Origin of the sequence: Streptococcus sp. HMSC072D07 (assembly GCF_001814835.1) — a bacterium.
GTDB lineage: Bacteria > Bacillota > Bacilli > Lactobacillales > Streptococcaceae > Streptococcus.
The window spans coordinates 346584-372465 of record NZ_KV818036.1 but is presented as its reverse complement, the minus strand read 5'-3'; the positions used below and the strand labels follow the sequence as shown (position 1 = coordinate 372465).

Genomic DNA, 25882 nt, shown 5'->3' with positions numbered 1-25882 from the left:
ATGAAACTGAATTATAAATTTATCTTTTATAGTCGTGTGCTCTTGTTCTTAGCGGCATTTACAGGAGTTTATTTGGAGATTACCAAGCACGGTGGCTTTGGTATGCTCCTTTACTACACAGTGTTGTCCAATCTTTTGGTAACGATTTTCACGGGCTATCTGCTCCGTGTGATGAGCCGTTCAGGTGAAAATTGGCAAAGTCCGACCTTGCTTCGTCTCAAGGGTGGTGTTACCATGAGTATCATGATTACCTGTGTGATTTACCATTTTATGCTTGCTCCGATTGCGACAGACTTTTACCGTGTGGAAAATTTCCTTTGCCACTATATCGTTCCACTCTGGTTTTTAGCCGACACCCTTTTCTTTGATAAACGGGGTCAATACAAGATCTGGGATCCAGTCTTGTGGACTATCTTGCCCTTGGTTTATATGATTTTTGCCTTGTTTAATGGCTTGGTCTTAAAACTCAATATTCCGAATTCCAAGGACAATCCCTTCCCTTATTTCTTTTTAAATGTGAACAAGGGTTGGGACGTGGTTATCAAATGGTGTTTGATCATTTTTGCGGCGTATATGGTTGCAGGCTTCATCTTCTATCTGATCAAGCAAATCAAGCGAAAATAGTCTTCCTATTAGGAAAGTTAGGACGGAGTCTCTAGTTCAATCGGGCTCCTTCTTTTCTTGCCATCTTCCTTTTAAAAGGATCAACAGTGAGAAATATACAGAAAGAAAATTCATGAAACAATATTTAGAACGGGCTAGTATTTTGGCCCTCTCCCTCGTTTTGATTACCTCCTTTTCCATCTCAAGTGCTCTGCCAGCCATGTTTGACTACTATCAAGGCTATCCCAAAGAACAAATCGAGCTCCTGGTCAGTCTTCCTTCTTTTGGAATTATGATTATGCTGGTTTTAAATGGGTTTTTGGAGCGGTTATTTCCTGAGCGACTTCAGATTAGTCTAGGACTTCTCATCCTTTCTATCGGTGGAACTGCCCCTTTCTGGTATCAGGAGTACAACTTTGTCTTTGCGATGCGGATTTTATTTGGCTTGGGTGTTGGAATGATTAATGCCAAGGCCATTTCCATCATTAGCGAACGCTATCATGGAAAGACACGGATCCAGATGTTGGGTCTTCGCGGATCAGCAGAAGTTGTCGGGGCATCGATTTTGACTCTAGTGGTAGGTCAACTCTTATCCTTGGGATGGACAGTGACCTTCTTGGCCTACAGTGCAGGATTTTTAGTATTGATCCTTTATCTGCTCTTTGTCCCTTATGGGAAAGAAAAGAAAGAAACAAAGAAAAAAGAGGCCGAAACAACTCGTTTGACAGGACAGATGAAAGGCTTGATTTTTCTATTAGCTGTCGAAGCAGCAGTTGTTGTCTGCACCAACACAGCTATCACCATTCGTATTCCTAGTCTGATGGTGGAAAGAGGTCTAGGGGATGCCCAGTTATCGAGCTTGGTTTTAAGTATCATGCAGTTGATTGGTATCTTGGCAGGTGTGAGTTTTTCTTTCTTTATCTCTCTGTTTAAAGAAAGGTTGCTCCTTTGGTCAGGTATCACCTTTGGATTGGGGCAGATTGTGATTGCCTTGTCTCCGTCATTGGGTGTGATGGTAGTTGGAAGTGTTGTGGCAGGTTTTTCCTACAGTGTGGCCTTGACCACTGTCTTTCAGCTTCTTTCTGAAAGAATCCCAGCCAAGCTCCTTAATCAGGCAACATCTTTTGCAGTGCTAGGATGTAGCTTTGGAGCCTTTACGACACCTTTCATTCTTGGGGCGATTGGCTTGGTGACTCAAAACGGTATGTTAGTCTTTACCATTCTAGGATGCTGGTTGATTGTTACTTCTATCTTTGTTATGTACGCACTTCAAAAGAGAGCTTAGGATTGGTTTCCTAAGTTTTTCTTTTTGGGAATTTTGTACCCAGACAATTATTGATTTTTAAACTTGTTTACACTTTTATTTCCTGATAAAATAGAAGTTATGACAAGATATAAAGCAACTATTTCTTATGATGGTTTTGCCTTTGCCGGTTTTCAGCGCCAGCCTCATGCGCGGAGCGTTCAAGAGGAAATTGAGAAAATCTTAACGAGACTTAATAAGGGGCAAGCCATCGCTGTTCATGGTGCTGGTAGGACGGATAGTGGGGTCCATGCTCTGGGACAGGTCATTCATTTTGATCTGCCCTATCAGATGGATGAGGAAAAACTCCGTTTTGCTCTGGATACCCAGTCTCCAGAAGATATTGATGTGATTTCAATTGAGATTGTGGCCGATGATTTTCATTGCCGTTATGCCAAACACAGCAAGACCTATGAGTTTATCGTGGATAGAGGACGTCCCAAAAATCCTATGCGTCGTCACTACGCTACTCACTTTCCCTATCCGCTTGATGTAGAGCGGATGCAGATGGCAATCAAAAAGCTAGAGGGAACTCATGATTTCACCGGTTTTACAGCATCTGGAACCAGTGTAGAGGACAAGGTTCGTACCATCACAGAAGCAAGTCTAACAGTTGATGAGACAGGCCAATTTTTGACCTTTACCTTTTCGGGAAATGGTTTCTTGTATAAGCAGATTCGCAATATGGTGGGGACACTGCTCAAAATAGGAAATAATCGAATGCCAGTTGAGCAGATTGACTTGATTTTGGAGAAGAAGGACAGGCAGCTAGCAGGTCCAACGGCGGCACCAAATGGCTTGTATTTAAAGGAGATTCGTTATGAAGAATAATCGTATTTTAGCCCTTTCTGGGAATGATATTTTTAGTGGTGGTGGTTTATCAGCTGATTTGGCCACCTATACCTTAAACGGCTTGCATGGCTTTGTAGCTGTCACTTGTTTGACGGCCTTGACCGAAAAGGGCTTTGAAGTCTTCCCAATTGACGATGCCATTTTTCAACATGAATTGGATAGCTTGCGTGATGTCGAGTTTGCAGGGATTAAGATTGGTCTTCTCCCTACTGTCAGTGTGGCTGAGAAGGCCTTGGACTTTATCAAGCAACGTCCAGGAGTGCCTGTGGTATTGGACCCCGTTTTGGTCTGCAAGGAAACGCACGATGTAGCTGTTAGTGAACTCTGTCAAGAGTTGATTCGTTTTTTCCCTCATGTCAGTGTGATTACGCCAAATCTTCCTGAAGCAGAATTATTGGCTGGTCAGGAAATTAAAACATTGGAAGACATGAAAGCTGCAGCGCAGAAATTGCATGATTTAGGAGCGCCAGCAGTCATTATCAAGGGAGGCAATCGCCTCAGTCAGGACAAGGCAGTGGATGTCTTTTATGATGGACAAACTTTCACTGTTCTAGAAAACCCAGTCATTCAAGGCCAAAATGCTGGTGCAGGATGTACCTTTGCCTCAAGCATCGCCAGTCACTTGGTTAAAGGGGATGAACTTTTACCAGCAGTAGAGAGCTCGAAAGCTTTCGTTTACCGTGCCATCGCACAAGCAGATCAATATGGAGTAAGACAATATGAAGCAAACCAAAACAACTAAAATCGCCCTTGTATCCCTCTTAACCGCCCTTTCAGTAGTCCTAGGTTATTACTTGAAAATTGGAACGCCAACAGGAATATTGACTCTCTTGGATGCAGGTATTTTCTTTACTGCCTTTTACTTTGGCAGTAAAGAAGGAGCTGTCGTTGGAGGACTAGCAGGATTCCTAATTGACCTTCTATCAGGCTATCCACAGTGGATGTTCTTTAGCTTGATAAATCATGGCTTGCAAGGTTATTTTGCAGGTTTTAAAGGGAAATGGCAATGGCTGGGCTTAGTCTTAGCTACTATCGTCATGGTAAGTGGCTACGCCCTAGGTTCTACCCTAATGAATGGCTGGTCAGCAGCCCTACCAGAAATCCTACCAAACTTCCTGCAAAATATCGTGGGAATGGTTGTGGGGTTTATAGCCTTTCAGAGTGTTAAGAAGATTAAGTAGAGAGGTTGAGTCAAAAGTCTTTAAAATCAAAAAACGCATAGTATCAGGTGTTGAATAAACTTGATACTATGCGTTTTATTATTTTGACTCTCAGTCTTCCTGTAGATAATAGGAAATTACAACAGAAGAATTACTATCAAAATAGGAATCTTTATCAAAATATTTGCAATTTTCTATTGTAATACTATGTATTTTGTAATTCTTAATAAAATGAGGTAATTTTTCATATTTTTCTTCAAGTAATGTTACATTATGAAATCCAATATTCTCAAAAAGCTCTTTTACTTCGAAAGGTTCTTTTGCAAGTAAAATCTCATAATCATCAGGTGGAAGAATATACTGATTCTTTAAAATATCATTAAGCCGCTCCGAAATTCGTAAACTAACATTTTTAGGCATACTTGAGTCAGTGTTTTCACTTGAGATTCTAACTTTTCCTGTTAAAATTCCATAATCATTATAATCTAAAGTAAAACACCAAGTTGAAATTCGACTATTTGAATATACCTCCAAATTAATTAAAGCTTGGCTAATTTCTACTTTTTTTATTCGAATAATTTTATCGGTTTCTTCGTGAATTATTCTATTGAACTCTTCTTGATTTAAGAATTCTGGAAATTGAATGGATAAAGATTGTCTAAGCTCCTCATCTTGTTTCTTTTCAAGACGCTCTTGACTATTCCATGAGTGTACTTCAAGAATAATATTTACAACTTTACCTGGAATACTTATAACATTAGAAATTCCTGTCATAGTATTATTGACTATATTCACAGCTCCATCTACAGTATTGCCAGTTATTTTTGAAGTTTCATCGACAACTATTTTTACGGCTTTTGAAGTCTCATTAGCAATATCATTAACAACCTTCGAGGATTCATTAACGATACCATTTACAACCTTAGAAGTTTCGTTAGTAACGTTGTCAACTAATTTAAAGAAATCATTTAACATAAAATAATACCATTAATCAAAATAAAGCAAGTCTTTGCTGGTGCTGGTGAAGAGGTCAAAGCCATCCTTAGTGACGACACCGCAGTCTTCGATACGGACACCGACTTTTCCAGGGATATAGATACCTGGTTCAACAGAGAAGCACATGCCTTCTTCGATGGTCATGTCGTTTCCTTCCATGATAGATGGGAACTCGTGGACATCCATACCGATACCGTGACCGAGACGGTGGTTGAAGTACTCTCCATAACCAGCTTTCTCGATAACTTCACGGGCAGCTCGATCCACTTCATGAGCTGTTACTCCTGGCTTGATAAAGTCAAGAGCAGCTTGTTGAGCTTCAAGGGTCAAGTTGTAGATATCTTTTTTGAACTGGTCTGGTTTGCCGACAGCTACTGTGCGAGTCATGTCTGAGGCATATCCATTAACCATAACACCGAGGTCAAAGAGGAGAAGGGCGTCCTTTTCGACTTTGTTTGCTCCAGGGATACCGTGCGGATTTGCAGCATTATCGCCAGTCAAGACCATGGTATCAAAGCTCATTTCATAGCCTTCACGCTTCATGGCAAAGTCGATTTGTGCAATGATATCTGTCTCAGTCTTATCAAGAGAAATGTTGTCAAAACCAACCTTAACAGCCTTATCAGCATAGATACCTGCAACCATCATTTTTTGCACTTCATCAGCTGATTTGATGAGGCGCATGCGTTGGATGCGAGGAGTGAGGTTTTCAAACTCAGCAGTTTCAAAAACTGATTTCAAACCATGGTATTTGGTCAAGATGAGATTGTCAAACTCAACAGCGACACGTTTGAAGTCAAGTTGAGGCAAAGCGTTTTTGATTTTTTGCCATGGATTTTCAGAATCCACATAGCCTACAACTGGGAAAGAAACAGTGCTGCTTGCACGTTCCACTTCGAGAGCTGGGACAAAGAGGAGAGGTTCCTGATCCGCTAGGACAAAGAGGAACATTTGGCGTTCATGGGGATCACTGTAAAAGCCAGTGAGGTAATTAATAGTGACGGGGTCAGATACGACAGCGACGTCTAGTTTTTCTGATTCAAGATATGTTACGATTTGTTGTAATTTAGACATATGCTACCTTCTTTCTACCCCTCTATTTTGGCAAAAAATGAGAGAAAATGCAAGGGAGAAGGGTAAAAGAACAGGTAAAAAGAACTCCGACAAGATAGGGGAGTTCTTTGATATGGTTTTCTTTGGTTTAAGAAAAGTCAGCTTTGCTTTTCACATCACTGTATTCTTCAGCGATTTCTTGACTGAGGATGTCCTCATAGGCAGGGAGTTGGATATCCTGACCGTATTTCTTCTTGAGGGCAGTAGTGACCAGGCGATAAGCTAGATTGGCATTACGAGAGAGGATAGGTCCGTGAAAGTAGGAACCAAAGACATTCTTATAATGAACCCCTTCGCCGATTTTTTCCTCGTTGTTTCCATTTCCATAGACCACCTGTCCCAGCGGTTTTTGGTCATCTGAGAGGAAGGTACGTCCCTGGTGATTTTCAAAGCCATAGTAGGTTTCATCAAAATCTTCATTATGAATCTTGATGTCACCGATAAAGCGATTATTGGTCTGGTTGAGGGTGTAGTGGCCCATGACCCCTAGCCCTTCTATGCGTTTCCCTGAAGCCTCAACATAATATTGCCCCAATAGTTGGAAACCACCGCAGATGGCTAGAACTACTCCGTCGTTTTGGATGTAGTTGTCAATGCTCTCTTTTTTAGCAGGAAGGTCGTCTGCGATGATGCTTTGTTCAAAGTCTTGACCGCCACCGAAAAAGGCAATATCATAGTGATTTTCATCAAAGTCATCATGGAGAGAAACGATGTCAACCGTCACATGTGCCCCCAATTTTTCAGCCACATACTTGAGCATGAGGATGTTTCCATTGTCCCCGTAGGTATTCATGAGGTTTCCATAGAGGTGGGCAATGTTGAGCTGATAAGGGTAGTTGCCAGCTTTTGAGGAAAGTGAAGTATAAACCATTAGTTCATCTCCTTTCTAACAATCTGACGACTAGCCAGCAGTTCGCGGAATTCCAGCATAGCAGTATAGGTAGCCAGGATATAGGCATGTTTGCAGTCTTGGTTCTCAATGGTCTTGAGAACCTGTTCTAGATTGCTTGTCTCAGTGATTTTCTCAGCTGGATAGCCTGTCACCCGTAGACGACGTGCGATTTCAGAATGACGAACACCACCAGCGTTGATTTCAGGAATGTCCATGTCAGTGATTTGTTCAAAGTCTGCATCCCAGATCCAGCTAGTATCAATTCCATCAGCATAGTTGGCATTAAGGAGAACAGATAAACTAAATGGATAAGGCGCTAGTTTGATCATCTCTATAGCTTGGGTAGCACCGACTGGATTCTTAATCAAGACGAGAGTACATTCTTTATCACCGATATGGAAGGTTTCCTGGCGTCCAAAGACAGCACGGCTCTTATCAAATCCTTGCTTGATCCGTTGCGAATCTGCACCGAGGAAACGGGCGATGGCAACCGCAGCAAGGGCATTGTAGATGTTGTAAAGTCCACCAATTTGGATTCCGTATTCTTGTCCGTCAATGACAAAACGAGAGCGATTGTTGGTCAACTCAACCAAGTCTGTCAGACGGTAGTCCAAGTCAGGTCGTTTGCAACCACAATTTTCACAGATATAGGCACCCAAGTTGGCATAGGTATTGTGCTCATATTTGAGGATGCCTTGACAGTCAGGGCAGAGAATCCCTTCGGTATTGTAGTGAGCTAGTTTGGCTGGTCCTTTTTCCAAGTCAAAACCAAAATACTGTACAGGATTTGGAATAGATGGCTTGTAGAAAAGCGGACTATCGCCATTGAGGAGGACAGTAGCCGTAGGCACCTTACGGATGGCATCCAAAATCATGTTATAAGTCGTGTAAATCTCACCGTAGCGGTCCATCTGGTCACGGAAAATATTAGTGATGACAAAAAGGCTAGGATGGATATAATCACAGATACGAGATAGACTGGCCTCATCGATTTCTAGGACGGCAATGTTTTTCCCAGTTTTAGAGGATTTGGCCGTCAAGAAGGTTGTCGTAATCCCTGTGATCATATTGGCACCGCTTGGATTGGTCAGAACCTGACCATAGACCTCTTTTAAGATGCCGACAGTCAGGGCAGTTGTCAGGGTTTTCCCGTTGGTTCCAGTGACCACGACAATCTCATAGTTCTTAGCTAGATTTTGTAAAATATCTTTATCAAATTGAAGGGCAAGTTTTCCTGGGAGCGTACTTCCACGACCAAGACGGTTCAAGATGAAGTGAGAAGAACGCCCAGCAAGAAGGCCCAAAGTAGTTTTTAATTTCATGTTTCTATTATATCATAAAAGAAAGAAAAGACAGATTTGAGATTTCACAGAAACAAAAACAGCCCGATGAGGGCTGTTGGATTTAGTCTAGTTTAAATGCAACGATGGCAGGTTTTGATTTAAAATCACCAACAGGTTTAATTTCGAGTTCGAAGTCACCATTTCCAATAACTCCAAAATGTTGAACAGCACCTTCTAAAGATCTCCCACTTGATAGAGTTTCTGCAGTGTTCGTGTTAGCGTAGGAGTCCATTTTTTTACTTCCAACATAAAGATTCATATCCCATCCTACAGCTAAATCTTTCTCTGAAAGATTAGTTACGTTGTATGTTACTTTCAATACTTTGTCAGGGTTAGTTTTATCAAATTGATTACGTTCATCAGTCCATTCTACATTTGTAATCGTATACTCAGCCACATTGTCAAACGTTATTTTATCCCCGATAGCAAGTTTTCCTTTCTTTTCGGTCTCTTTTTTGCTTGAGGATGTTTCTACTTTGTCATTCTTTGAAGTAGTTTCCTCTTTTTTGCTTGCACCACTACAAGCAACTAGAGCGAGGACTGACAAGCAAGAGAGTCCGAGTGCAAATATTCTATTTGTTTTATTCATTCATAAAACCTCCTTTATAATATAACGATATAATAACATAAATAAAAAGAAAATAAAAGCATTTTCAAAAAGAAAATACTTTTATTTTTCTAGTTAAATCGCAAACAAGTCATTCAAGTTCTCAGCCAAGGTTGGGTGAGTGAAGATTTGTTTTGTGAAGTAAGTGTAAGGAATCTTGTTGTCCATTGCAACAGTGATGATGTTGATGATTTCTTGTGAACCTTCTGAGAAGATAGTTGCACCGAGAATTTCTTTTGTTTCAGTATTGACAATAGCTTTGAAGGCTCCACGAAGATCTCCATTGACGTGACCACGAGGCATCGCAGCAACAGGGATTTCCTTAACAGCGTATGGAAGTTTCAAATCAGCTGCTTGGCTTTCAGTCAAACCAACTTGTGAAAGTGCAGGTGTGATGAACATAGTGTTTGGTACATTGAGGCGGTCTTCAAGCGTGTAGCTGCCATCTCCAACAAGGTAGCTGTAGACAACACGGAAGTCATCAAGTGAAATGTAGGTAAATTGAGGTCCACCGTTGACATCCCCAACTGCAAAGACACCAGGAACGTTTGTTTGACAATGTTTGTCTACTTTGATAGCACCACGCTCTGTTAGTTCAATATCTGTGTTTTCAAGTTGAAGTGGTTCTACGTTTGGCTTACGTCCAGTTGCGTAGAGAAGGGCGTCGAAACGGTAGGTTTCGTTTTCAGTTACGACAAGAACTTGGTCACCGTCGTTTTTGATCTCAGTAGTACGGATGTTTTGAAGCAATTCAATGCCGTCTTCTTCCATATATTGTTTAGCAAGAGCTGCGATGGAAGGTTCTGTTCGAGGTAGGAAAGTATCCAAGGCATCTAGGACTGTAACTTTGCTGCCAAGTTTGTTGTAAAGGCCTGCAAATTCAAGACCGATGTTTCCGCCACCAAGGACACCAAGTTTTTCAGGCAATTTGTCCAAGTTTTGGATACCTGTTGAGTCAAAGACATTCTTGCTTGTAGCAAGTCCAGGGATTGGCAAGACGTTTGAAACAGCACCAGTGTTGATAACGATAGTTTCAGCAGTCAGTTCTTGTTTTTCATCACCAGCCTGGATTTCGATGACTTTGTTTGAAAGGAAGTGAGCTTCCGCATCAAAGATATCTACACCTGTTCCCGCAACAGTAGCATAGTTTTTACCGTTAAGGCGTCCAGTGATAGTATTTTTGGTAGCAATGACTTCTTCAAAAGACAAGTCTTTCTCAGCAGCAACTAGCAAGGTTTTAGTTGGGATACATCCGATGTTGATACAAGTTCCACCGTACATAGCTTTGCTACGTTCAACCAGGGCAACTTTTTTGCCAGCTGAAGCCAATTTACCAGCTAGTGTTTTCCCAGCTTTACCAAATCCAATAACGATTAAATCATATGTTAACATTTATAGTCCTCCTATTCGAATTTCATTCTAGCACAAGAAAAAAACTTTTGCACAATTCTGCTACGAAAAAGACAGAAAAAGATAAAAACGCTTTCCAGACAAAATACTAGTAATTTTTTGACAAGCTTGATAGACTAAAATCCTATCTATTTTTATATAAAATAGAATAAATGTTCGAAAATAGGAGGTTTTATGAAATCGAATCGTTATATTATTGCCTTTGCTGGGGTCATTTTACACTTAATGCTGGGTTCGACTTATGCTTGGAGTGTTTATCGCAACCCTATTATTGAAAAAACGGGATGGGATCAGGCTTCTGTTGCCTTTGCCTTCAGTCTAGCAATCTTTTGTTTGGGATTATCAGCTGCATTTATGGGGCGTTTGGTAGAAAAATTTGGTCCGAGAGTCATGGGGAGTCTATCTGCTTTTCTATACGCAGGTGGAAATATCTTAACTGGATTTGCAATAGACCGTCAGGAGCTGTGGTTGTTGTATCTCGCTTATGGTATTTTAGGTGGGCTTGGTTTGGGAGCAGGCTATATTACCCCTGTGTCAACGATTATAAAATGGTTTCCTGATAAACGTGGTCTCGCAACAGGTTTAGCGATTATGGGATTTGGTTTTGCTTTTGCTTCTTTATTGACTAGTCCCATAGCGCAACATCTCATCGCAGGGGTAGGGCTTGTAGAAACTTTTTATATTTTAGGTGCAAGTTACTTTATTATCATGCTCCTAGCTTCACAATTCATTAAGCGTCCAAATGAGCAAGAGCTTGCAATTTTATCTGTTTCAGGGAAAGAAAAAACAGCCTCTTTGACCCAAGGAATGGCTGCGAATCAGGCCCTGAAAAGCAATCGGTTTTATATACTTTGGATTATTTTCTTTATCAACATAGCTTGTGGTTTAGGCTTAATTTCAGCGGCATCGCCAATGGCACAGGAGATGGCTGGCTTGTCTACAAGTCATGCAGCAGTAATGGTGGGCGTTTTAGGGATTTTCAATGGGTTTGGTCGTTTGCTCTGGGCGAGTTTATCTGACTATATCGGTCGCCCTCTAACCTTTAGTATATTACTGCTTGTCAATCTTTTCTTTTCTCTCTCACTTTGGCTCTTTACAGATTCCATTTTATTTGTAGTCGCTATGTCTATTTTGATGACTTGCTATGGAGCTGGTTTTTCATTGATTCCGGCTTATCTCAGTGATATTTTTGGAACCAAGGAATTGGCAGCTCTTCATGGATATATTTTAACAGCTTGGGCAATGGCTGGTTTAGCAGGGCCTATTTTATTAGCAGAGACTTATAAAATAGCTCATTCTTACACACAAACCTTGTTCGTTTTTCTCATTTTATATAGTATAGCCTTGGCTTTGTCTTATTATCTAGGTCGTTCAATCAAAAAGGAAATCCAAAAATCGTTTACATGATTTTCCTAAAGAATTCTACTATCTTTTGCTTCTCTCTTGTGTTATACTAGATAGGTTGCAAAGAAACTCGTACTTTTCTTTCGTGGAAAAGAAGCAACACGGTATCTCTTTTTTGTAGAAGATACGTCATGAAAAGAAAAGTATAAACTAAAGCCCTATAGGGTGGCTTCGCACCACCTTTAGAAAGAAGAATAACGTGAAATTTAATGAATTTAACTTGTCTGCTGAATTGCTAGCAGAGATTGAAAAAGCTGGATTTGTAGAAGCCAGTCCTATCCAAGAACAGACCATTCCATTGGCTCTCGAAGGAAAAGACGTTATCGGTCAAGCTCAGACTGGTACAGGGAAAACCGCAGCCTTTGGCTTGCCAACCCTTGAAAAAATCCGTACAGAAGAAGCGACCATCCAAGCCTTGGTTATCGCTCCAACTCGTGAACTCGCTGTCCAAAGCCAAGAAGAACTCTTCCGCTTTGGCCGTAGCAAAGGAGTGAAAGTTCGCTCAGTTTACGGTGGTTCCAGCATTGAAAAACAAATCAAAGCTCTTAAATCTGGTGCTCACATCGTGGTAGGAACACCAGGCCGTCTCTTGGACTTGATTAAACGCAAGGCCTTGAAATTACAAGACATTGAAACCCTCATCCTTGATGAAGCGGATGAAATGCTCAACATGGGCTTCCTTGAAGACATCGAAGCCATCATTTCCCGTGTCCCTGAAAATCGTCAAACTTTGCTCTTTTCAGCAACCATGCCAGATGCTATCAAACGTATTGGTGTTCAGTTTATGAAAGACCCTGAGCATGTCAAGATTGCTGCCAAGGAATTGACAACAGAGCTAGTGGATCAGTACTATATCCGTGTCAAGGAACAAGAGAAATTTGATACCATGACACGTCTTATGGATGTGGAACAACCAGAACTTGCTATTGTATTTGGTCGTACCAAACGCCGTGTAGATGAATTGACTCGTGGACTTAAAATTCGTGGCTTCCGTGCAGAAGGAATTCATGGTGATTTGGACCAAAATAAACGTCTTCGTGTCCTTCGTGATTTTAAAAATGAGAATCTTGATGTTCTAGTTGCGACTGACGTGGCAGCACGTGGTTTGGATATTTCAGGTGTGACCCATGTCTATAACTACGATATTCCACAAGATCCTGAAAGTTATGTTCACCGTATCGGTCGTACAGGTCGTGCTGGTAAGTCAGGTCAATCTATTACTTTCGTAGCACCAAATGAAATGGGCTACCTTCAAATCATCGAAAACTTGACTAAGAAACGCATGAAAGGCTTGAAACCAGCAACAGCAGAAGAAGCCTTCCAAGCTAAGAAACAAGTAGCGCTCAAGAAAATCGAGCGCGATTTTGCGGATGAAACTATTCGTGGGAACTTTGAGAAATTTGCTAAAGATGCTCGTAAGTTAGCTGCAGAATTTAGTCCAGAAGAATTGGCTATGTATATCTTGAGCCTGACAGTCCAAGATCCAGACAGCCTTCCTGAAGTGGAGATTGCGCGTGAAAAACCACTGCCATTTAAACCATCAGGTAATGGCTTTGGTGGTAAAGGCAAGGGAGGTCGAGGAGGCCGTGATCGCCGCGGCAATGGTTGCCGTGATGATTTCAAAAAAGGCAGTCGTGGAAATGATCGTTTTGATAAAGACAGACGTTACCGTAATAAAGACAATAAAAAACCTCGCAACACTTCAAGCGAAAAGAAAACAGGCTTTGTTATTCGTAACAAAGGAGACAAATAGAAAAAAGCGATTCACACTGTGAATCGCTTTTATATATAAGGAGACCGATAGTAAAAGAAGATGGTGATAGTAAAGGATAGGTGAAACGGAAAGGGATTTATCATGTCATCTTCTTATAATGTTATGATATCAAAAACAAAATAGGATGTCAATAAAAAAATCGCTTTTTTCTAAAATATTTTTGCTGTTCAAAATTGCAATTAAATAAGCAATTTTCAGATAATTATTGAAATAAAGACTTTTCTATGTTATAATGGAAGCGATTATATGCGAGGTAAAAAATGGCACATTTATTAGAAAAAACAAGAAAAATCACGTCTATTCTAAAGCGTTCTGAGGAGCAACTCCAAGATGAACTTCCTTATAATGCGATCACACGCCAGTTAGCTGATATTATTGACTGTAACGCTTGTATTGTGAATAACAAGGGACGTCTCTTGGGCTACTTTATGCGTTATAAGACAAATAATGACCGTGTAGAACAATTCTTCCAAACTAAAACCTTCCCTGACGTCTATGTACAAGGGGCAAACATGATTTACGACACGGAAGCCAATCTTCCTGTTGAACATGATTTGACTATTTTCCCTGTAGAGAGCCGTGCGGACTTTCCAGATGGTTTGACGACCATCGCTCCGATTCATGTATCAGGGATTCGCCTAGGTTCGTTGATCATTTGGCGCAATGACAAGAAATTTGAAGATGAAGATTTGATTCTTGTCGAGATTGCGAGCACGGTGGTAGGGATTCAACTCTTGAACTTCCAACGTGAAGAAGATGAGAAAAATATTCGCCGTCGTACAGCTGTTACTATGGCGGTCAACACCCTTTCCTATTCAGAACTTCGTGCCGTATCAGCTATTTTAGCTGAATTGGATGGAAATGAAGGGCAGCTGACTGCATCAGTCATTGCAGACCGTATCGGTATCACGCGCTCAGTAATCGTCAATGCTCTCCGTAAGCTAGAGTCGGCAGGAATCATTGAAAGCCGTTCACTAGGAATGAAGGGAACCTATCTCAAGGTATTGATTTCAGATATCTTTGAGGAAGTGAAAAAGAGGGACTACTAATGGCAAAAGCTTTAATCTCGATTGACTATACAGAGGATTTCGTAGCAGATCATGGAAAGCTAACTGCTGGAGCACCTGCTCAAGCAATATCAAAAGCCATTGATCAGGTAACCAGATTAGCTTTTAATCGTGGAGACTATATATTCTTTACCATTGATGCTCATGAGGAGAAGGATACATTCCACCCAGAAAGCAAGCTCTTTCCACCACACAACATCATCGGAACTAGCGGTCGTAACCTTTATGGCCCCCTAGCTGACTTTTATGCTGAGCATGAGGCGGATAGTCGCGTCTTTTGGATGGACAAACGTCACTATTCAGCATTTTCAGGAACGGACTTAGATATCCGTTTGCGGGAACGTCGGGTAGATACGGTCATTTTGACCGGTGTATTGACTGACATTTGCGTCCTTCATACGGCTATTGATGCCTATAATTTAGGTTATCAAATCGAGATTGTCAAGCCTGCGGTTGCTTCTATTTGGCCAGAAAATCATCAGTTTGCTCTTGGGCATTTTAAGAACACATTGGGAGCAAAATTACTGGATGAAAACCTTGCTGAAATTGAACTATAAGCCTGTTGGAAAAATGAAAAAAATCTGAAAAAAGTGTTGACAAAGATTTTGAAAGTTGATATACTAGTAAAGTAATCGACGCGGGGATGGCGGAATTGGCAGACGCGCAGGACTAAGGATCCTGTGACCGCTTTAGGTCGTGAGGGTTCAAGTCCCTCTCTCCGCATAGGGTAAGAGTTAGCTTTGGCTAGCTCTTTTTGTTTTTACAAAGAAGACTAGAGGCTACGTTTCGTATATCGAAAAATATTGGTATCAAGAACTGTTCATTGTATCAGAACATTTAAACTGAGTTTTCCATTTCATTCTATCAAGAATATCCTCAAACACAAGTCAGAAAATGAAGAACTTAGGAGATGGAAAAATACTAATCAGAAAGACGTGATTATCATTTTTAAAATGAAGTAGATTTTTGATTGGTACTATTTATCCTTATATATGAAGAAAAGTTAGCGTTTGCTAGCTTTTTTGTTTTTTCAAAAAATAAATCAAAAAGTTTTTTCGATTTCATAAACATTTCATATTTGGATTTTATAATAGTCTTACAAATATGGAGGTGACAAATGAATCCAATCCAAAGAGCTTGGGCTTATGTCAGCAGAAAACGACTGAGAAGTTTTATTTTATTTCTGATTTTATTTGTTCTTTTAGCAGGAATTTCAGCCTGTTTGACGCTGATGAAGTCCAACAAAACAGTGGAAAGCAATCTTTACAAATCACTCAATACCTCATTTTCTATCAAAAAGATAGAAAATGGACAGACCTTCAAGTTATCGGACCTAGCATCCGTGAGCAAGATTAAGGGACTGGAAAATGTTTCTCCTGAACTTGAAACGGTCGCAAAACTGAAAGACAAGGAAGCGGTGAGTGGTGAGCAGAGCGTAGAACGTGATGATTTGTCAGCTACAGACAAGAACTTGGTTAGCTTAACGGCTCTCGAGGATTCATCCAAGGATGTCACCTTTACCAGTTCGGCTTTCAACCTAAAAGAAGGGCGACATCTTCAAAAAGGGGACTCCAAGAAAATCCTGATCCACGAGGAGTTGGCCAAGAAGAACGGTCTTTCGCTTCATGACAAGATTCGCTTGGATGCTGGTCAGTCAGAATCTGGAAAAGGGCAAACAGTAGAGTTTGAAATTGTCGGCATCTTTTCTGGAAAAAAACAAGAGAAGTTCACAGGCTTGTCTTCTGACTTCAGTGAAAACCAAGTCTTTACAGACTATGAAAGTAGCCAAACCCTTCTGGGAAATAGTGAAGCTCAAGTCAGTGCAGCGCGCTTCTATGTAGAAGATCCTAAGGAAATGGACGGACTCATGAAGCAGGTGGAAAACTTGGCTTTGGAAAGTCAAGGCTACCAAGTCGAGAAGGAAAACAAGGCCTTTGAACAAATCAAAGACTCAGTGGCAACCTTCCAAACCTTCCTCACCATCTTCCTTTATGGGATGTTGATAGCAGGAGCAGGAGCCTTAATTTTGGTCTTGTCCCTCTGGTTGAGAGAAAGGGTCTACGAAGTGGGAATTCTTCTGGCACTTGGAAAAGGCAAGAGTTCGATCTTCCTCCAGTTCTGTTTAGAGGTAGTTTTGGTATCACTTGGAGCTTTGCTTCCATCCTTTATCGCTGGAAATGCCATCACATCCTATCTACTCCAAACTGTACTAGCCAGTGGAGATCAGGCAACCTTAGAGGAAACGCTGGCCAAAGCAAGTGGTCTATCAACCAGTCTCCTATCCTTTGCAGAATCCTATGTCTTTCTGCTCCTGATTGGTTGCTTATCCGTAGCTCTTTGTTTCCTATTCTTATTTAGAAAATCGCCGAAAGAAATTTTATCATCTATTAGTTAATACTCTTCGAAAATCTCTTTAAACCGTGTCAGTCTTATCTGCAACCTCAAAGCTGTGCTTTGAGCAACCTGCGGTTAGCTTTCTAGTTTAATCTTTGATTTTCATTGAGTATAAGAAGGAGAAATCATGACTTTATTACAATTGCAAGATGTTACCTACCGTTATAAGAACACTGCTGAAGCAGTTTTATATCAGATCAAGTATAATTTTGAACCCGGAAAATTTTATAGTATCATTGGTGAGTCAGGAGCAGGAAAATCCACTCTCTTGTCCCTACTTGCTGGTCTAGATAGCCCTGTCGAGGGTTCTATCCTTTTCCAAGGAGAGGACATTCGGAATAAGGGATATTCTTACCATCGCATGCACCATATTTCTCTGGTCTTTCAAAATTATAACTTGATAGATTATCTTTCTCCGCTGGAAAATATCCGCTTGGTCAACAAAAAGGCCAGCAAGGATACTCTTCTTGAACTTGGTTTGGATGAAAGTCAGATCAAGCGGAACGTTCTCCAGTTATCAGGTGGTCAACAGCAACGTGTAGCCATCGCTCGCAGTTTAGTCTCAGAAGCTCCAGTTATTCTAGCTGATGAGCCAACAGGAAATCTGGACCCTAAAACTGCTGGAGATATTATCGAACTGCTCAAATCACTTGCCCAGAAAACAGGTAAATGTGTGATCGTCGTCACCCACAGTAAAGAAGTGGCACAAGCGTCAGATATTACACTTGAATTGAAGGATAAGAAACTGACTGAAATATAGAATCTAGTTATTAAACTTTAAAATAGTATTAGTTGGTAACCAGATACGTGTAAAGTAAAATAATAAACGAAGTGAGTCTGTAACAACTATTTCCCGCAGTAGTGATAGCCTAGATAATAACAAAGTTATTATCTAGGCCGGAATTTTTGAGACATATGGCTCAAAAATTAGGGATGAAATTCCTACAGGAAGTTGCTCCCGTCCGCACAATCTAAGGGAAATAGTTAAAAAATAATTTATATAAGTTATAAGACATTGAAATAGAACAAAATCTAGAAAGGGAACCTATGTTACACAACGCATTTGCCTATGTTACAAGGAAGTTTTTCAAATCGATTGTTATCTTCCTGATTATTCTCCTCATGGCGAGCTTGAGTTTGGTCGGCTTATCGATCAAGGGAGCTACTGCCAAGGCCTCTCAGGAGACCTTTAAAAATATCACCAATAGTTTCTCCATGCAAATCAATCGTCGCGTCAATCAAGGAACGCCACGTGGTTCTGGGAATATTAAGGGTGAGGATATCAAAAAAATCACCGAAAATAAGGCCATCGAGTCTTATGTTAAACGCATCAACGTTATCGGAGATTTGACTGGATACGACCTCATTGAAACGCCAGAAACCAAGAAAAATCTCACTGCAGACCGTGCCAAACGGTTTGGAAGCAGTTTGATGATTACAGGTGTCAATGACTCCTCTAAAGAAGACAAGTTTGTCTCTGGCTCATATAAGCTAGTTGAAGGTGAGCACCTAACCAACGACGACAAGGACAAGATTCTCATGCACAAGGACTTGGCAGCCAAACACGGTTGGAAAGTCGGAGATAAGGTTAAACTAGACTCCAATATCTACGATGCAGACAATGAAAAAGGTGCTAAGGAAACAGTCGAAGTTACAATCAAGGGACTCTTTGATGGGCACAATAAGTCTGCAGTAACCTACTCACAAGAACTCTATGAAAACACAGCTATCACAGACATTCACACTGCTGCAAAACTTTATGGATATACAGAAGACACAGCTATTTATGGGGACGCAACCTTCTTTGTAACAGCGGACAAGAACTTGGATGACGTCATGAAAGAGTTGAATGGTATCAGCGGTATCAACTGGAAGAGCTACACACTTGTGAAGAGCTCCTCTAACTACCCAGCTCTAGAGCAATCCATCTCTGGTATGTACAAGATGGCCAACCTCCTCTTTTGGGGTAGCTTGAGCTTCTCAGTTCTTCTCCTTGCACTCTTGCTCAGTCTTTGGATCAACGCCCGTCGCAAGGAAGTGGGAATTCTCCTCTCTATCGGTCTCAAGCAGGCAAGTATCTTGGGGCAATTCATCACCGAATCTATCTTGATTGCTATCCCTGCTCTCGTTTCTGCTTACTTCCTAGCCAACTACACAGCCCGTGCAATAGGAAATACTGTTCTTGCCAATGTCACTTCAGGTGTTGCCAAGCAAGCCAGCAAGGCTGCTCAAGCCTCTAATCTTGGTGGTGGTGCAGAAGTAGATGGCTTTAGCAAGACCTTGTCGAGCTTAGATATTTCCATTCAGACATCAGACTTTATCATCGTCTTTGTCCTTGCCTTGGTTCTAGTGGTTCTCGTTATGGCGCTTGCCTCAAGCAATCTCCTCAGAAAACAACCAAAAGAGCTCTTGCTCGATAGCGAATAAAAAACTTGCTACCTATTCTCCCCTAAATGGGGTATAATATAGGTAGCATTTTTATCTATTTCATCTTGATAATACTCTTCGAAAATCTCTTCAAACCACGTCAGCTTCACCTAGCCGTATATATGTTACTGACTTCGTCAGTTCTATCTACAACCTCAAAGCAGTGCTTTGAGCAACCTGCGGCTAGCTTCCTAGTTTGCTCTTTGATTTTCATTGAGTATAAAGCTCTTTCCTATCAGGATGAAACTGAGATAATTTACAAGAAATTTAAAGGAATGTGAAACGTTTTTTCTATGAAAATTTTAATTGTAGAAGATGAAGAGATGATCCGTGAGGGGATCAGTGACTATTTGACCGATTGTGGTTATGAAACCATTGAGGCAGCAGACGGTCAGGAAGCTCTAGAAAAATTTTCCAGCTATGAGGTGGCCCTGGTTTTACTGGATATCCAGATGCCCAAGCTTAATGGCCTAGAAGTTCTAGCTGAGATTCGTAAAACCAGTCAGGTTCCGATCTTGATGCTGACTGCCTTTCAGGATGAGGAATACAAGATGAGTGCTTTTGCCTCTCTGGCAGACGGTTATCTGGAAAAGCCCTTCTCCCTCTCCCTTCTAAAAGTGAGGGTAGATGCGATTTTCAAGCGCTACTACGATACAGGAAGAGTCTTCTCCTATAAGAATACCAAGGTAGACTTTGAAAGCTATAGCGCAAGCCTCGCAGGTCAAGAAGTGGCCATTAATGCCAAAGAGTTGGAAATTCTGGACTATCTGGTGAAAAATGAGGGACGGGCCTTGACTCGTTCTCAGATTATCGATGCTGTCTGGAAGGCGACAGATGAGGTCCCCTTTGACCGTGTTATTGATGTCTATATCAAGGAACTGCGGAAAAAGCTAGACTTGGATTGTATCCTCACTGTGCGCAATGTTGGTTATAAATTGGAGAGAAAATGAAACGAACAGGTTTATTTACAAAGATTTTTATCTATACCTTCTCGATTTTTAGTGTTCTGGTTATTTGTCTTCATTTAGCCATTTATTTTCTCTTTCCCTCTACTTATCTAAGCCATCGTCAGGAAACCATTGACCAGAAAGCGACAGCCATTGCCCAGTCCCTGGATGGAAAAGATAGGCAGAATATTGAGCAAGTCTTAGACTTGTATTCCCAGACCAGTGATATCAAAGGAGCTGTCAAGGGAGAAATGACCGAGGACAAGTTAGAAGTCAAGGACAATCTTCCTCTGGATACGGACCGTCAAACTACTTCCCTTTTTATTGAGGAGCGTGAGGTGAAAACGCAAGATGGCAGCACTATGACTCTCCAATTTCTAGCTTCAATGGACTTGCAAAAGGAAGCAGAGCAGATTAGTCTCCAGTTTCTTCCCTATACCTTGCTGGCATCCTTTCTGATTTCTCTTTTGGTGGCCTACATCTACGCTCGGACCATTGTTGCCCCGATTTTGGAAATCAAGCGGGTGACCCGTAGGATGATGGATTTGGATGCCCAAGTACGATTGCGCGTGGATTCTAAGGATGAGATAGGTGATCTCAAGGAACAAATCAATAGCCTTTACCAGCATCTCTTGACTGTCATTGCGGACTTGCATGACAAGAATGAAGCTATTCTTCAGCTGGAGAAGATGAAGGTTGAGTTCCTACGAGGGGCTTCTCATGAATTGAAAACACCTCTGGCTAGTTTGAAAATCCTAATCGAAAATATGAAAGAAAATGTCGGCCGTTATAAGGATAGAGATCACTATCTTGGAGTTGCCTTGGGAATTGTGGATGACCTCAGTCACCACGTTCTCCAGATACTTTCTCTTTCTTCTGTTCAGGAATTGCGAGAGGAGAAGGAGAACATTGACCTAGTCCAGATGACGCAAAGTTTGGTCAAGGATTATGCTTTGCTCGCCAAGGAGCGAGAACTTCAGGTAGACATTAGCCTAACCCATCAGCAGGCTTACATAAACCCATCTGTCATGAAACTGATATTATCGAATCTCATCAGCAATGCTATCAAGCACTCCACTCCAGGTGGTTTGGTTCATATCGGCGAGAGAGAAGGAGAACTCTTTATCGAGAATAGCTGTAGTCCTGAAGAACAAGAAAAACTGGCCCAGTCTTTTTCTGAAAATGCTAGTCGTAAGGCCAAGGGTTCGGGGATGGGACTCTTTGTGGTCAAAAGTTTATTAGAACACGAGAAATTACCTTATCATTTTGAGATGCAGGATGCTCGATTGACCTTCTTCATACGTTATCCCAAAGTCACTCAGGACTAAGGAGAAGAAAGGGGTTACATTGATTGGATTGGAAGAAATTCAATCTAAAGTATGGGAAAAACTAGCTTTTTTTATCAAAAAGTGATAAAATGAACAATGTAAATGGGATGTCCCAAAAAATATATAGGAGGCCTGACAAATGGCAATCGTTTCAGCAGAAAAATTTGTCCAAGCAGCTCGTGACAACGGTTATGCAGTTGGTGGATTTAACACAAACAACCTTGAGTGGACTCAAGCTATCTTGCGTGCAGCAGAAGCTAAAAAAGCTCCAGTTTTGATCCAAACTTCAATGGGTGCTGCTAAATACATGGGTGGTTACAAAGTTGCTCGCAACTTGATCGCTAACCTTGTTGAGTCAATGGGTATCACTGTACCAGTAGCTATCCATCTTGACCACGGTCACTACGAAGATGCACTTGAGTGTATCGAAGTTGGTTACACTTCAATCATGTTTGACGGTTCACACCTTCCAGTTGAAGAAAACCTTAAATTGGCTAAAGACGTTGTTGAAAAAGCACACGCTAAAGGTATCTCAGTAGAAGCTGAAGTTGGTACTATCGGTGGTGAAGAAGACGGTATCATCGGTAAAGGTGAATTGGCTCCAATCGAAGACGCTAAAGCAATGGTTGCAACTGGTATCGACTTCTTGGCAGCTGGTATCGGTAACATCCACGGTCCTTACCCAGCAAACTGGGAAGGTCTTGACCTTGACCACTTGAAGAAATTGACAGAAGCTCTTCCAGGCTTCCCAATCGTATTGCACGGTGGTTCAGGTATTCCTGATGACCAAATCCAAGCAGCTATCAAACTTGGTGTTGCGAAAGTTAACGTTAACACTGAATGCCAAATCGCATTCGCTAACGCAACTCGTAAATTTGCTCGTGACTACGAAGCAAACGAAGCAGAATACGACAAGAAAAAACTCTTCGACCCACGTAAATTCTTGGCTGACGGTGTAAAAGCTATCCAAGCATCAGTTGAAGAACGTATCGACGTATTCGGTTCAGAAGGTAAAGCATAATCTAGCTGAACAATACAGATGAAACCTGCCCATTGGGTAGGTTTTTTGGTGTCTGGATATATAGCGAATATACTGTAGAAGAACCAATCTTAAGTTGCTAAAAGGTTCTATTTTTTGTACAATAATGCTATGAAAATACTGAAAAAATGGTTTCTTGGCTTTCTTAGTTTTATTCTTTTGTTTTTGCTCGCTACATTCATCTTTCACCGTATCAGTTTGGAAAAGGAAAAAGCCTCACTGACACCTATGGGGCAACAAGTTCTCGTCAATGGACATCAAATAAATGTTTACGTTGAAGGGGATGGTCCTGAGACTATTGTTGTTCTCTCAGGTGCTGGTATTGCTTCTCCTATATTGGATTTTAAAGAAGTATCGGAATCCTTATCGAAACAGTATAAGGTAGTTATCGTGGAGCGGGCGGGATATGGTTATAGTGATGATAGCAATCATTCAAGAGATGTGATGGAGGTTTTGTCTGAGACTCGCCAAGCTCTTTCGCAAGCAAATATCACAGGGCCGTTTATCATTCTGTCTCATTCCATGGCTAGTCTAGAGAGTCTGGCTTGGCAAGAGAAGTTTCCTGATGAAGTGAAAGCTTTGATTGGTTTAGATTGGGCATTGCCATCAAGTTATGAAGATTTAAAGGAGAATCAGACCTTGCTCACTGTGGCATATTGGAGTAGCAAGATTGGGTTATTACGTTATTTCCCTGAGTCCTTTTATATAAAAAATCAAACTCTGATCGAAAGTGAACGAAAACAATATAAACTTCTAGCTTATAAGCAGTTGATGTCACAAGCTATGTTTCATGAATCCCAAACGGTAAAGGAAAATGCCAAGAAAGTTACTTCAAACATTAATCCGAAAATTCCGGCCTTACTAATGGTTTCTAATGGTGATGGTACTAGTTTTAGCCAATCAGAATGGCAACGTTATGCAGAGAGATTTGCAAGCGACCAGTCTAATGTTCAAGTCGTTTATATGGATGCTCCTCATGACCTCTATCATTATCAAAGCGATGCTATTGTTTCTCGCATTAAAGAATTTTTAGAGAATAATTGAGAGGTTATAAATCTATTTGGATTGATGCCAATAATTAAATGCTGAAGAATTAACAGTAGAATCGTGAATTTTTTCGATTAAAAAAATTCTTTTTCTTACCCAAAATCCTGCCCATTGGGCAGGTTTTTTTGATGTTTTAAGGAAAATATCAAACCAGAATTTTTGATTAAAACTATTATTTTAAGAGTGAAATTTCTAATTTTATAATCTACAGGCAAACGCTTGCATTCCGTTTTTTATTGGACTATAATAGTTTGGTATAAGGCCTTCTGTAATAATAAAATGTAGAGGGTTTAGAAGGTAAGGATTTAGAATTTTTGTAGTCAAAAATACAATGTTGCTATTCCTTGCGACAGGGAGATAGATATGGCAATGATAGAAGTGGAACATCTTCAGAAAAATTTTGTGAAGACAGTAAAGGAACCTGGATTAAAGGGGGCTTTGCGCTCCTTTATTCATCCTGAAAAGCAGACTTTTGAAGCGGTCAAGGATTTGACCTTCGAGGTACCAAAGGGCCAGATTTTAGGCTTTATCGGGGCCAATGGTGCTGGGAAGTCGACAACCATCAAAATGCTGACAGGAATTTTAAAACCGACATCTGGTTTTTGTCGGATTAACGGCAAGATTCCACAGGACAATCGTCAAGACTATGTCAAGGATATCGGGGTTGTCTTTGGACAACGCACCCAGCTATGGTGGGATTTGGCACTGCAAGAGACCTATACGGTCTTGAAAGAGATATACGATGTGCCAGACTCGCTCTTTCATAAACGCATGGATTTTTTGAATGAAGTCTTGGATTTGAAGGAATTTATCAAGGATCCTGTGCGAACTCTTTCACTGGGGCAACGGATGAGGGCGGACATTGCGGCTTCCTTGCTTCACAATCCCAAGGTTCTCTTTTTAGATGAGCCGACCATTGGTTTGGATGTTTCGGTCAAGGACAATATTCGTCGGGCAATTACTCAGATCAATCAAGAGGAAGAAACAACCATTCTCTTGACCACTCACGACCTGAGCGACATTGAGCAACTCTGTGATCGAATTTTTATGATTGATAAGGGGCAAGAGATTTTTGATGGAACGGTTAGCCAGCTCAAGGAAACCTTTGGCAAGATGAAGACTCTTTCCTTTGAACTGCTACCAGGGCAAAGTCATCTTGTCTCTCACTATGAAGGCTCTTCGGATATGACCATTGATAGACAAGGAAACAGCCTCAATATTGAATTCGACAGTTCCCGCTACCAGTCGGCTGATATTATCAAGCAAACCCTGTCTGATTTTGAAATCCGCGATTTGAAGATGGTGGATACGGATATTGAGGATATTATCCGTCGCTTCTATCGTAAGGAGCTCTAAGATGGTCAAATTGTGGAGACGTTATAAACCCTTTATCAATGCAGGGATTCAGGAGTTGATTAGCTATCGAGTCAACTTTATTCTCTATCGGATTGGTGATGTCATGGGAGCTTTTGTGGCTTTCTATCTCTGGAAGGCGGTCTTTGATTCCTCGCAAGAGTCTTTGATTCAGGGCTTTAGCATGGCAGATATCACCCTTTACATCATCATGAGTTTTGTGACTAATCTTTTGACCAGGTCAGATAGCTCCTTTATGATTGGGGAGGAGGTCAAGGATGGTTCCATTATCATGCGTTTGTTGCGACCAGTGCATTTTGCGGCTTCTTACCTCTTTACAGAGCTTGGATCCAAGTGGTTGATTTTTATCTCTGTTGGACTGCCATTTTTAAGTGTCATTGTCTTGATGAAAATTTTATCTGGGCAAGGAATTGTAGAAGTACTGGGATTAACCATCCTTTATCTCTTTAGCTTAACCCTAGCCTACCTGATCAATTTTTTCTTTAATATCTGCTTTGGATTTTCAGCCTTTGTCTTTAAAAATCTATGGGGTTCCAATCTACTCAAGACTTCTATAGTGGCCTTTATGTCTGGAAGTCTGATTCCCTTGGCTTTCTTTCCAAAGATTGTTTCTGATATTTTGTCCTTCTTGCCTTTTTCATCTTTGATTTATACTCCAGTTATGATCATTGTTGGGAAATACGATGCCAGTCAGATTCTTCAGGCGCTTTTGCTACAGTTCTTCTGGCTCATAGTGATGGTGGGCTTGTCTCAGTTGATATGGAAACGAGTCCAGTCCTTTATCACTATTCAAGGAGGTTAG

At 41.0% G+C, this 25882-nt stretch carries 24 protein-coding genes and 1 tRNA gene; 19 read left to right on the top strand and 6 right to left on the bottom strand.

All coding sequences use genetic code 11. The annotated features are described in order from the left end of the window. The 5 genes from HMPREF2991_RS02610 to HMPREF2991_RS02590 all read left to right on the top strand — a co-directional run bounded on the left by HMPREF2991_RS02610 (position 1) and on the right by HMPREF2991_RS02590 (position 3939). Positions 1-624 carry a Pr6Pr family membrane protein gene (locus tag HMPREF2991_RS02610; RefSeq protein ID WP_000775204.1) on the top strand — a complete coding sequence of 208 codons (624 nt, stop codon included), beginning with the start codon at positions 1-3 and terminating at the stop codon, positions 622-624. 112 nt (positions 625-736) lie between these two features. Next, positions 737-1888 carry an MFS transporter gene (locus tag HMPREF2991_RS02605; RefSeq protein ID WP_045617502.1) on the top strand — a complete coding sequence of 384 codons (1152 nt, stop codon included), beginning with the start codon at positions 737-739 and terminating at the stop codon, positions 1886-1888. A gap of 99 nt (positions 1889-1987) precedes the next feature. Next, positions 1988-2737, top strand: coding sequence for a tRNA pseudouridine(38-40) synthase TruA (truA, locus tag HMPREF2991_RS02600; RefSeq protein ID WP_070569147.1), 750 nt, complete (start codon positions 1988-1990; stop codon positions 2735-2737). Continuing rightward, positions 2727-3500 carry a bifunctional hydroxymethylpyrimidine kinase/phosphomethylpyrimidine kinase gene (locus HMPREF2991_RS02595; RefSeq protein WP_070569144.1) on the top strand — a complete coding sequence of 258 codons (774 nt, stop codon included), beginning with the start codon at positions 2727-2729 and terminating at the stop codon, positions 3498-3500. Before truA ends, HMPREF2991_RS02595 begins: the two co-directional genes overlap by 11 nt. Then, positions 3478-3939 (top strand): ECF transporter S component, encoded by a 462-nt coding sequence (locus HMPREF2991_RS02590; RefSeq protein WP_070569141.1) that lies wholly within the window; start codon positions 3478-3480, stop codon positions 3937-3939. Before HMPREF2991_RS02595 ends, HMPREF2991_RS02590 begins: the two co-directional genes overlap by 23 nt. A 90-nt stretch (positions 3940-4029) precedes the next feature. On the opposite strand, the gene HMPREF2991_RS02585 is transcribed toward HMPREF2991_RS02590, so the two are convergent. The 6 genes from HMPREF2991_RS02585 to HMPREF2991_RS02560 all read right to left on the bottom strand — a co-directional run bounded on the left by HMPREF2991_RS02585 (position 4030) and on the right by HMPREF2991_RS02560 (position 10261). After that, the gene (locus tag HMPREF2991_RS02585; RefSeq protein ID WP_061408616.1) at positions 4030-4893 is read right to left on the bottom strand and encodes a hypothetical protein; all 864 of its coding nucleotides are present in this window, start codon (positions 4891-4893) and stop codon (positions 4030-4032) included. A gap of 12 nt (positions 4894-4905) precedes the next feature. Next, positions 4906-5988, bottom strand: coding sequence for a M24 family metallopeptidase (locus HMPREF2991_RS02580; protein ID WP_070569138.1), 1083 nt, complete (start codon positions 5986-5988; stop codon positions 4906-4908). Between the two features lie 127 nt (positions 5989-6115). Beyond that, a complete protein-coding gene (gatD, locus tag HMPREF2991_RS02575) occupies positions 6116-6898 on the bottom strand; it encodes a lipid II isoglutaminyl synthase subunit GatD (RefSeq protein ID WP_000263161.1) in 783 nt (260 codons plus the stop codon). Further along, the gene (gene murT / locus HMPREF2991_RS02570) at positions 6898-8241 is read right to left on the bottom strand and encodes a lipid II isoglutaminyl synthase subunit MurT (protein ID WP_070569134.1); all 1344 of its coding nucleotides are present in this window, start codon (positions 8239-8241) and stop codon (positions 6898-6900) included. The genes gatD and murT overlap by 1 nt, the downstream gene beginning before the upstream one ends. Positions 8242-8323: 82 nt before the next feature. Continuing rightward, a complete protein-coding gene (locus HMPREF2991_RS02565; RefSeq protein ID WP_070569130.1) occupies positions 8324-8851 on the bottom strand; it encodes a hypothetical protein in 528 nt (175 codons plus the stop codon). 93 nt (positions 8852-8944) lie between these two features. After that, positions 8945-10261 carry an FAD-containing oxidoreductase gene (locus HMPREF2991_RS02560; protein ID WP_070569127.1) on the bottom strand — a complete coding sequence of 439 codons (1317 nt, stop codon included), beginning with the start codon at positions 10259-10261 and terminating at the stop codon, positions 8945-8947. 192 nt (positions 10262-10453) lie between these two features. Here HMPREF2991_RS02560 and HMPREF2991_RS02555 point away from each other — a divergent pair, with 192 nt between their 5' ends. The 14 genes from HMPREF2991_RS02555 to HMPREF2991_RS02490 all read left to right on the top strand — a co-directional run bounded on the left by HMPREF2991_RS02555 (position 10454) and on the right by HMPREF2991_RS02490 (position 25882). Next, positions 10454-11686, top strand: a complete 1233-nt coding sequence (locus HMPREF2991_RS02555; protein ID WP_070569124.1) for an L-lactate MFS transporter — start codon at positions 10454-10456, stop codon at positions 11684-11686. A 196-nt stretch (positions 11687-11882) separates the two neighbouring features. Beyond that, complete coding sequence (locus tag HMPREF2991_RS02550; protein WP_070569121.1) at positions 11883-13436, top strand: degradosome RNA helicase CshA; 1554 nt, start codon at positions 11883-11885, stop codon at positions 13434-13436. 281 nt (positions 13437-13717) lie between these two features. Continuing rightward, the gene (gene codY, locus HMPREF2991_RS02545) at positions 13718-14506 is read left to right on the top strand and encodes a GTP-sensing pleiotropic transcriptional regulator CodY (RefSeq protein ID WP_042902566.1); all 789 of its coding nucleotides are present in this window, start codon (positions 13718-13720) and stop codon (positions 14504-14506) included. Continuing rightward, positions 14506-15081: a cysteine hydrolase family protein gene (locus HMPREF2991_RS02540; RefSeq protein WP_070569118.1), complete on the top strand. Its 576-nt coding sequence runs from the start codon at positions 14506-14508 to the stop codon at positions 15079-15081. Before codY ends, HMPREF2991_RS02540 begins: the two co-directional genes overlap by 1 nt. An 80-nt stretch (positions 15082-15161) precedes the next feature. Beyond that, positions 15162-15247, top strand: a tRNA-Leu gene (locus tag HMPREF2991_RS02535). Between the two features lie 394 nt (positions 15248-15641). Beyond that, positions 15642-16919 (top strand): ABC transporter permease, encoded by a 1278-nt coding sequence (locus HMPREF2991_RS02530; protein ID WP_070569116.1) that lies wholly within the window; start codon positions 15642-15644, stop codon positions 16917-16919. 126 nt (positions 16920-17045) lie between these two features. Continuing rightward, positions 17046-17678, top strand: coding sequence for an ABC transporter ATP-binding subunit Vex2 (vex2, locus tag HMPREF2991_RS02525; protein WP_042902563.1), 633 nt, complete (start codon positions 17046-17048; stop codon positions 17676-17678). A 287-nt stretch (positions 17679-17965) separates the two neighbouring features. Beyond that, entirely contained in the window at positions 17966-19345 is a 1380-nt protein-coding gene (gene vex3, locus HMPREF2991_RS02520) for an ABC transporter permease subunit Vex3 (protein WP_070569113.1), read from the top strand. A gap of 293 nt (positions 19346-19638) precedes the next feature. Then, positions 19639-20295 carry a response regulator transcription factor VncR gene (vncR, locus tag HMPREF2991_RS02515; RefSeq protein ID WP_049489824.1) on the top strand — a complete coding sequence of 219 codons (657 nt, stop codon included), beginning with the start codon at positions 19639-19641 and terminating at the stop codon, positions 20293-20295. After that, entirely contained in the window at positions 20292-21620 is a 1329-nt protein-coding gene (gene vncS / locus HMPREF2991_RS02510; RefSeq protein WP_070683352.1) for a sensor histidine kinase VncS, read from the top strand. The genes vncR and vncS overlap by 4 nt, the downstream gene beginning before the upstream one ends. A 139-nt stretch (positions 21621-21759) precedes the next feature. Beyond that, a complete protein-coding gene (locus HMPREF2991_RS02505) occupies positions 21760-22641 on the top strand; it encodes a class II fructose-bisphosphate aldolase (protein ID WP_001018995.1) in 882 nt (293 codons plus the stop codon). A gap of 129 nt (positions 22642-22770) precedes the next feature. Continuing rightward, a complete protein-coding gene (locus HMPREF2991_RS02500; protein WP_070569223.1) occupies positions 22771-23703 on the top strand; it encodes an alpha/beta fold hydrolase in 933 nt (310 codons plus the stop codon). 366 nt (positions 23704-24069) lie between these two features. Beyond that, entirely contained in the window at positions 24070-25062 is a 993-nt protein-coding gene (locus HMPREF2991_RS02495; protein WP_070569110.1) for an ABC transporter ATP-binding protein, read from the top strand. A 1-nt stretch (position 25063) separates the two neighbouring features. Continuing rightward, positions 25064-25882, top strand: a complete 819-nt coding sequence (locus tag HMPREF2991_RS02490) for an ABC transporter permease (protein WP_070569106.1) — start codon at positions 25064-25066, stop codon at positions 25880-25882.

What these genes read in the sequence shown, in the direction of transcription:
- HMPREF2991_RS02610 (WP_000775204.1), top strand. Translation starts at nt 1, where the DNA reads ATGAAACTGAATTATAAATTTATCTTTTATAGTCGTGTGCTCTTGTTC.
- HMPREF2991_RS02605 (WP_045617502.1), top strand. Translation starts at nt 737, where the DNA reads ATGAAACAATATTTAGAACGGGCTAGTATTTTGGCCCTCTCCCTCGTT.
- truA (WP_070569147.1), top strand. Translation starts at nt 1,988, where the DNA reads ATGACAAGATATAAAGCAACTATTTCTTATGATGGTTTTGCCTTTGCC.
- HMPREF2991_RS02595 (WP_070569144.1), top strand. Translation starts at nt 2,727, where the DNA reads ATGAAGAATAATCGTATTTTAGCCCTTTCTGGGAATGATATTTTTAGT.
- HMPREF2991_RS02590 (WP_070569141.1), top strand. Translation starts at nt 3,478, where the DNA reads ATGAAGCAAACCAAAACAACTAAAATCGCCCTTGTATCCCTCTTAACC.
- HMPREF2991_RS02585 (WP_061408616.1), bottom strand. Translation starts at nt 4,893, where the DNA reads ATGTTAAATGATTTCTTTAAATTAGTTGACAACGTTACTAACGAAACT.
- HMPREF2991_RS02580 (WP_070569138.1), bottom strand. Translation starts at nt 5,988, where the DNA reads ATGTCTAAATTACAACAAATCGTAACATATCTTGAATCAGAAAAACTA.
- gatD (WP_000263161.1), bottom strand. Translation starts at nt 6,898, where the DNA reads ATGGTTTATACTTCACTTTCCTCAAAAGCTGGCAACTACCCTTATCAG.
- murT (WP_070569134.1), bottom strand. Translation starts at nt 8,241, where the DNA reads ATGAAATTAAAAACTACTTTGGGCCTTCTTGCTGGGCGTTCTTCTCAC.
- HMPREF2991_RS02565 (WP_070569130.1), bottom strand. Translation starts at nt 8,851, where the DNA reads ATGAATAAAACAAATAGAATATTTGCACTCGGACTCTCTTGCTTGTCA.
- HMPREF2991_RS02560 (WP_070569127.1), bottom strand. Translation starts at nt 10,261, where the DNA reads ATGTTAACATATGATTTAATCGTTATTGGATTTGGTAAAGCTGGGAAA.
- HMPREF2991_RS02555 (WP_070569124.1), top strand. Translation starts at nt 10,454, where the DNA reads ATGAAATCGAATCGTTATATTATTGCCTTTGCTGGGGTCATTTTACAC.
- codY (WP_042902566.1), top strand. Translation starts at nt 13,718, where the DNA reads ATGGCACATTTATTAGAAAAAACAAGAAAAATCACGTCTATTCTAAAG.
- HMPREF2991_RS02540 (WP_070569118.1), top strand. Translation starts at nt 14,506, where the DNA reads ATGGCAAAAGCTTTAATCTCGATTGACTATACAGAGGATTTCGTAGCA.
- HMPREF2991_RS02530 (WP_070569116.1), top strand. Translation starts at nt 15,642, where the DNA reads ATGAATCCAATCCAAAGAGCTTGGGCTTATGTCAGCAGAAAACGACTG.
- vex2 (WP_042902563.1), top strand. Translation starts at nt 17,046, where the DNA reads ATGACTTTATTACAATTGCAAGATGTTACCTACCGTTATAAGAACACT.
- vex3 (WP_070569113.1), top strand. Translation starts at nt 17,966, where the DNA reads ATGTTACACAACGCATTTGCCTATGTTACAAGGAAGTTTTTCAAATCG.
- vncR (WP_049489824.1), top strand. Translation starts at nt 19,639, where the DNA reads ATGAAAATTTTAATTGTAGAAGATGAAGAGATGATCCGTGAGGGGATC.
- vncS (WP_070683352.1), top strand. Translation starts at nt 20,292, where the DNA reads ATGAAACGAACAGGTTTATTTACAAAGATTTTTATCTATACCTTCTCG.
- HMPREF2991_RS02505 (WP_001018995.1), top strand. Translation starts at nt 21,760, where the DNA reads ATGGCAATCGTTTCAGCAGAAAAATTTGTCCAAGCAGCTCGTGACAAC.
- HMPREF2991_RS02500 (WP_070569223.1), top strand. Translation starts at nt 22,771, where the DNA reads ATGAAAATACTGAAAAAATGGTTTCTTGGCTTTCTTAGTTTTATTCTT.
- HMPREF2991_RS02495 (WP_070569110.1), top strand. Translation starts at nt 24,070, where the DNA reads ATGGCAATGATAGAAGTGGAACATCTTCAGAAAAATTTTGTGAAGACA.
- HMPREF2991_RS02490 (WP_070569106.1), top strand. Translation starts at nt 25,064, where the DNA reads ATGGTCAAATTGTGGAGACGTTATAAACCCTTTATCAATGCAGGGATT.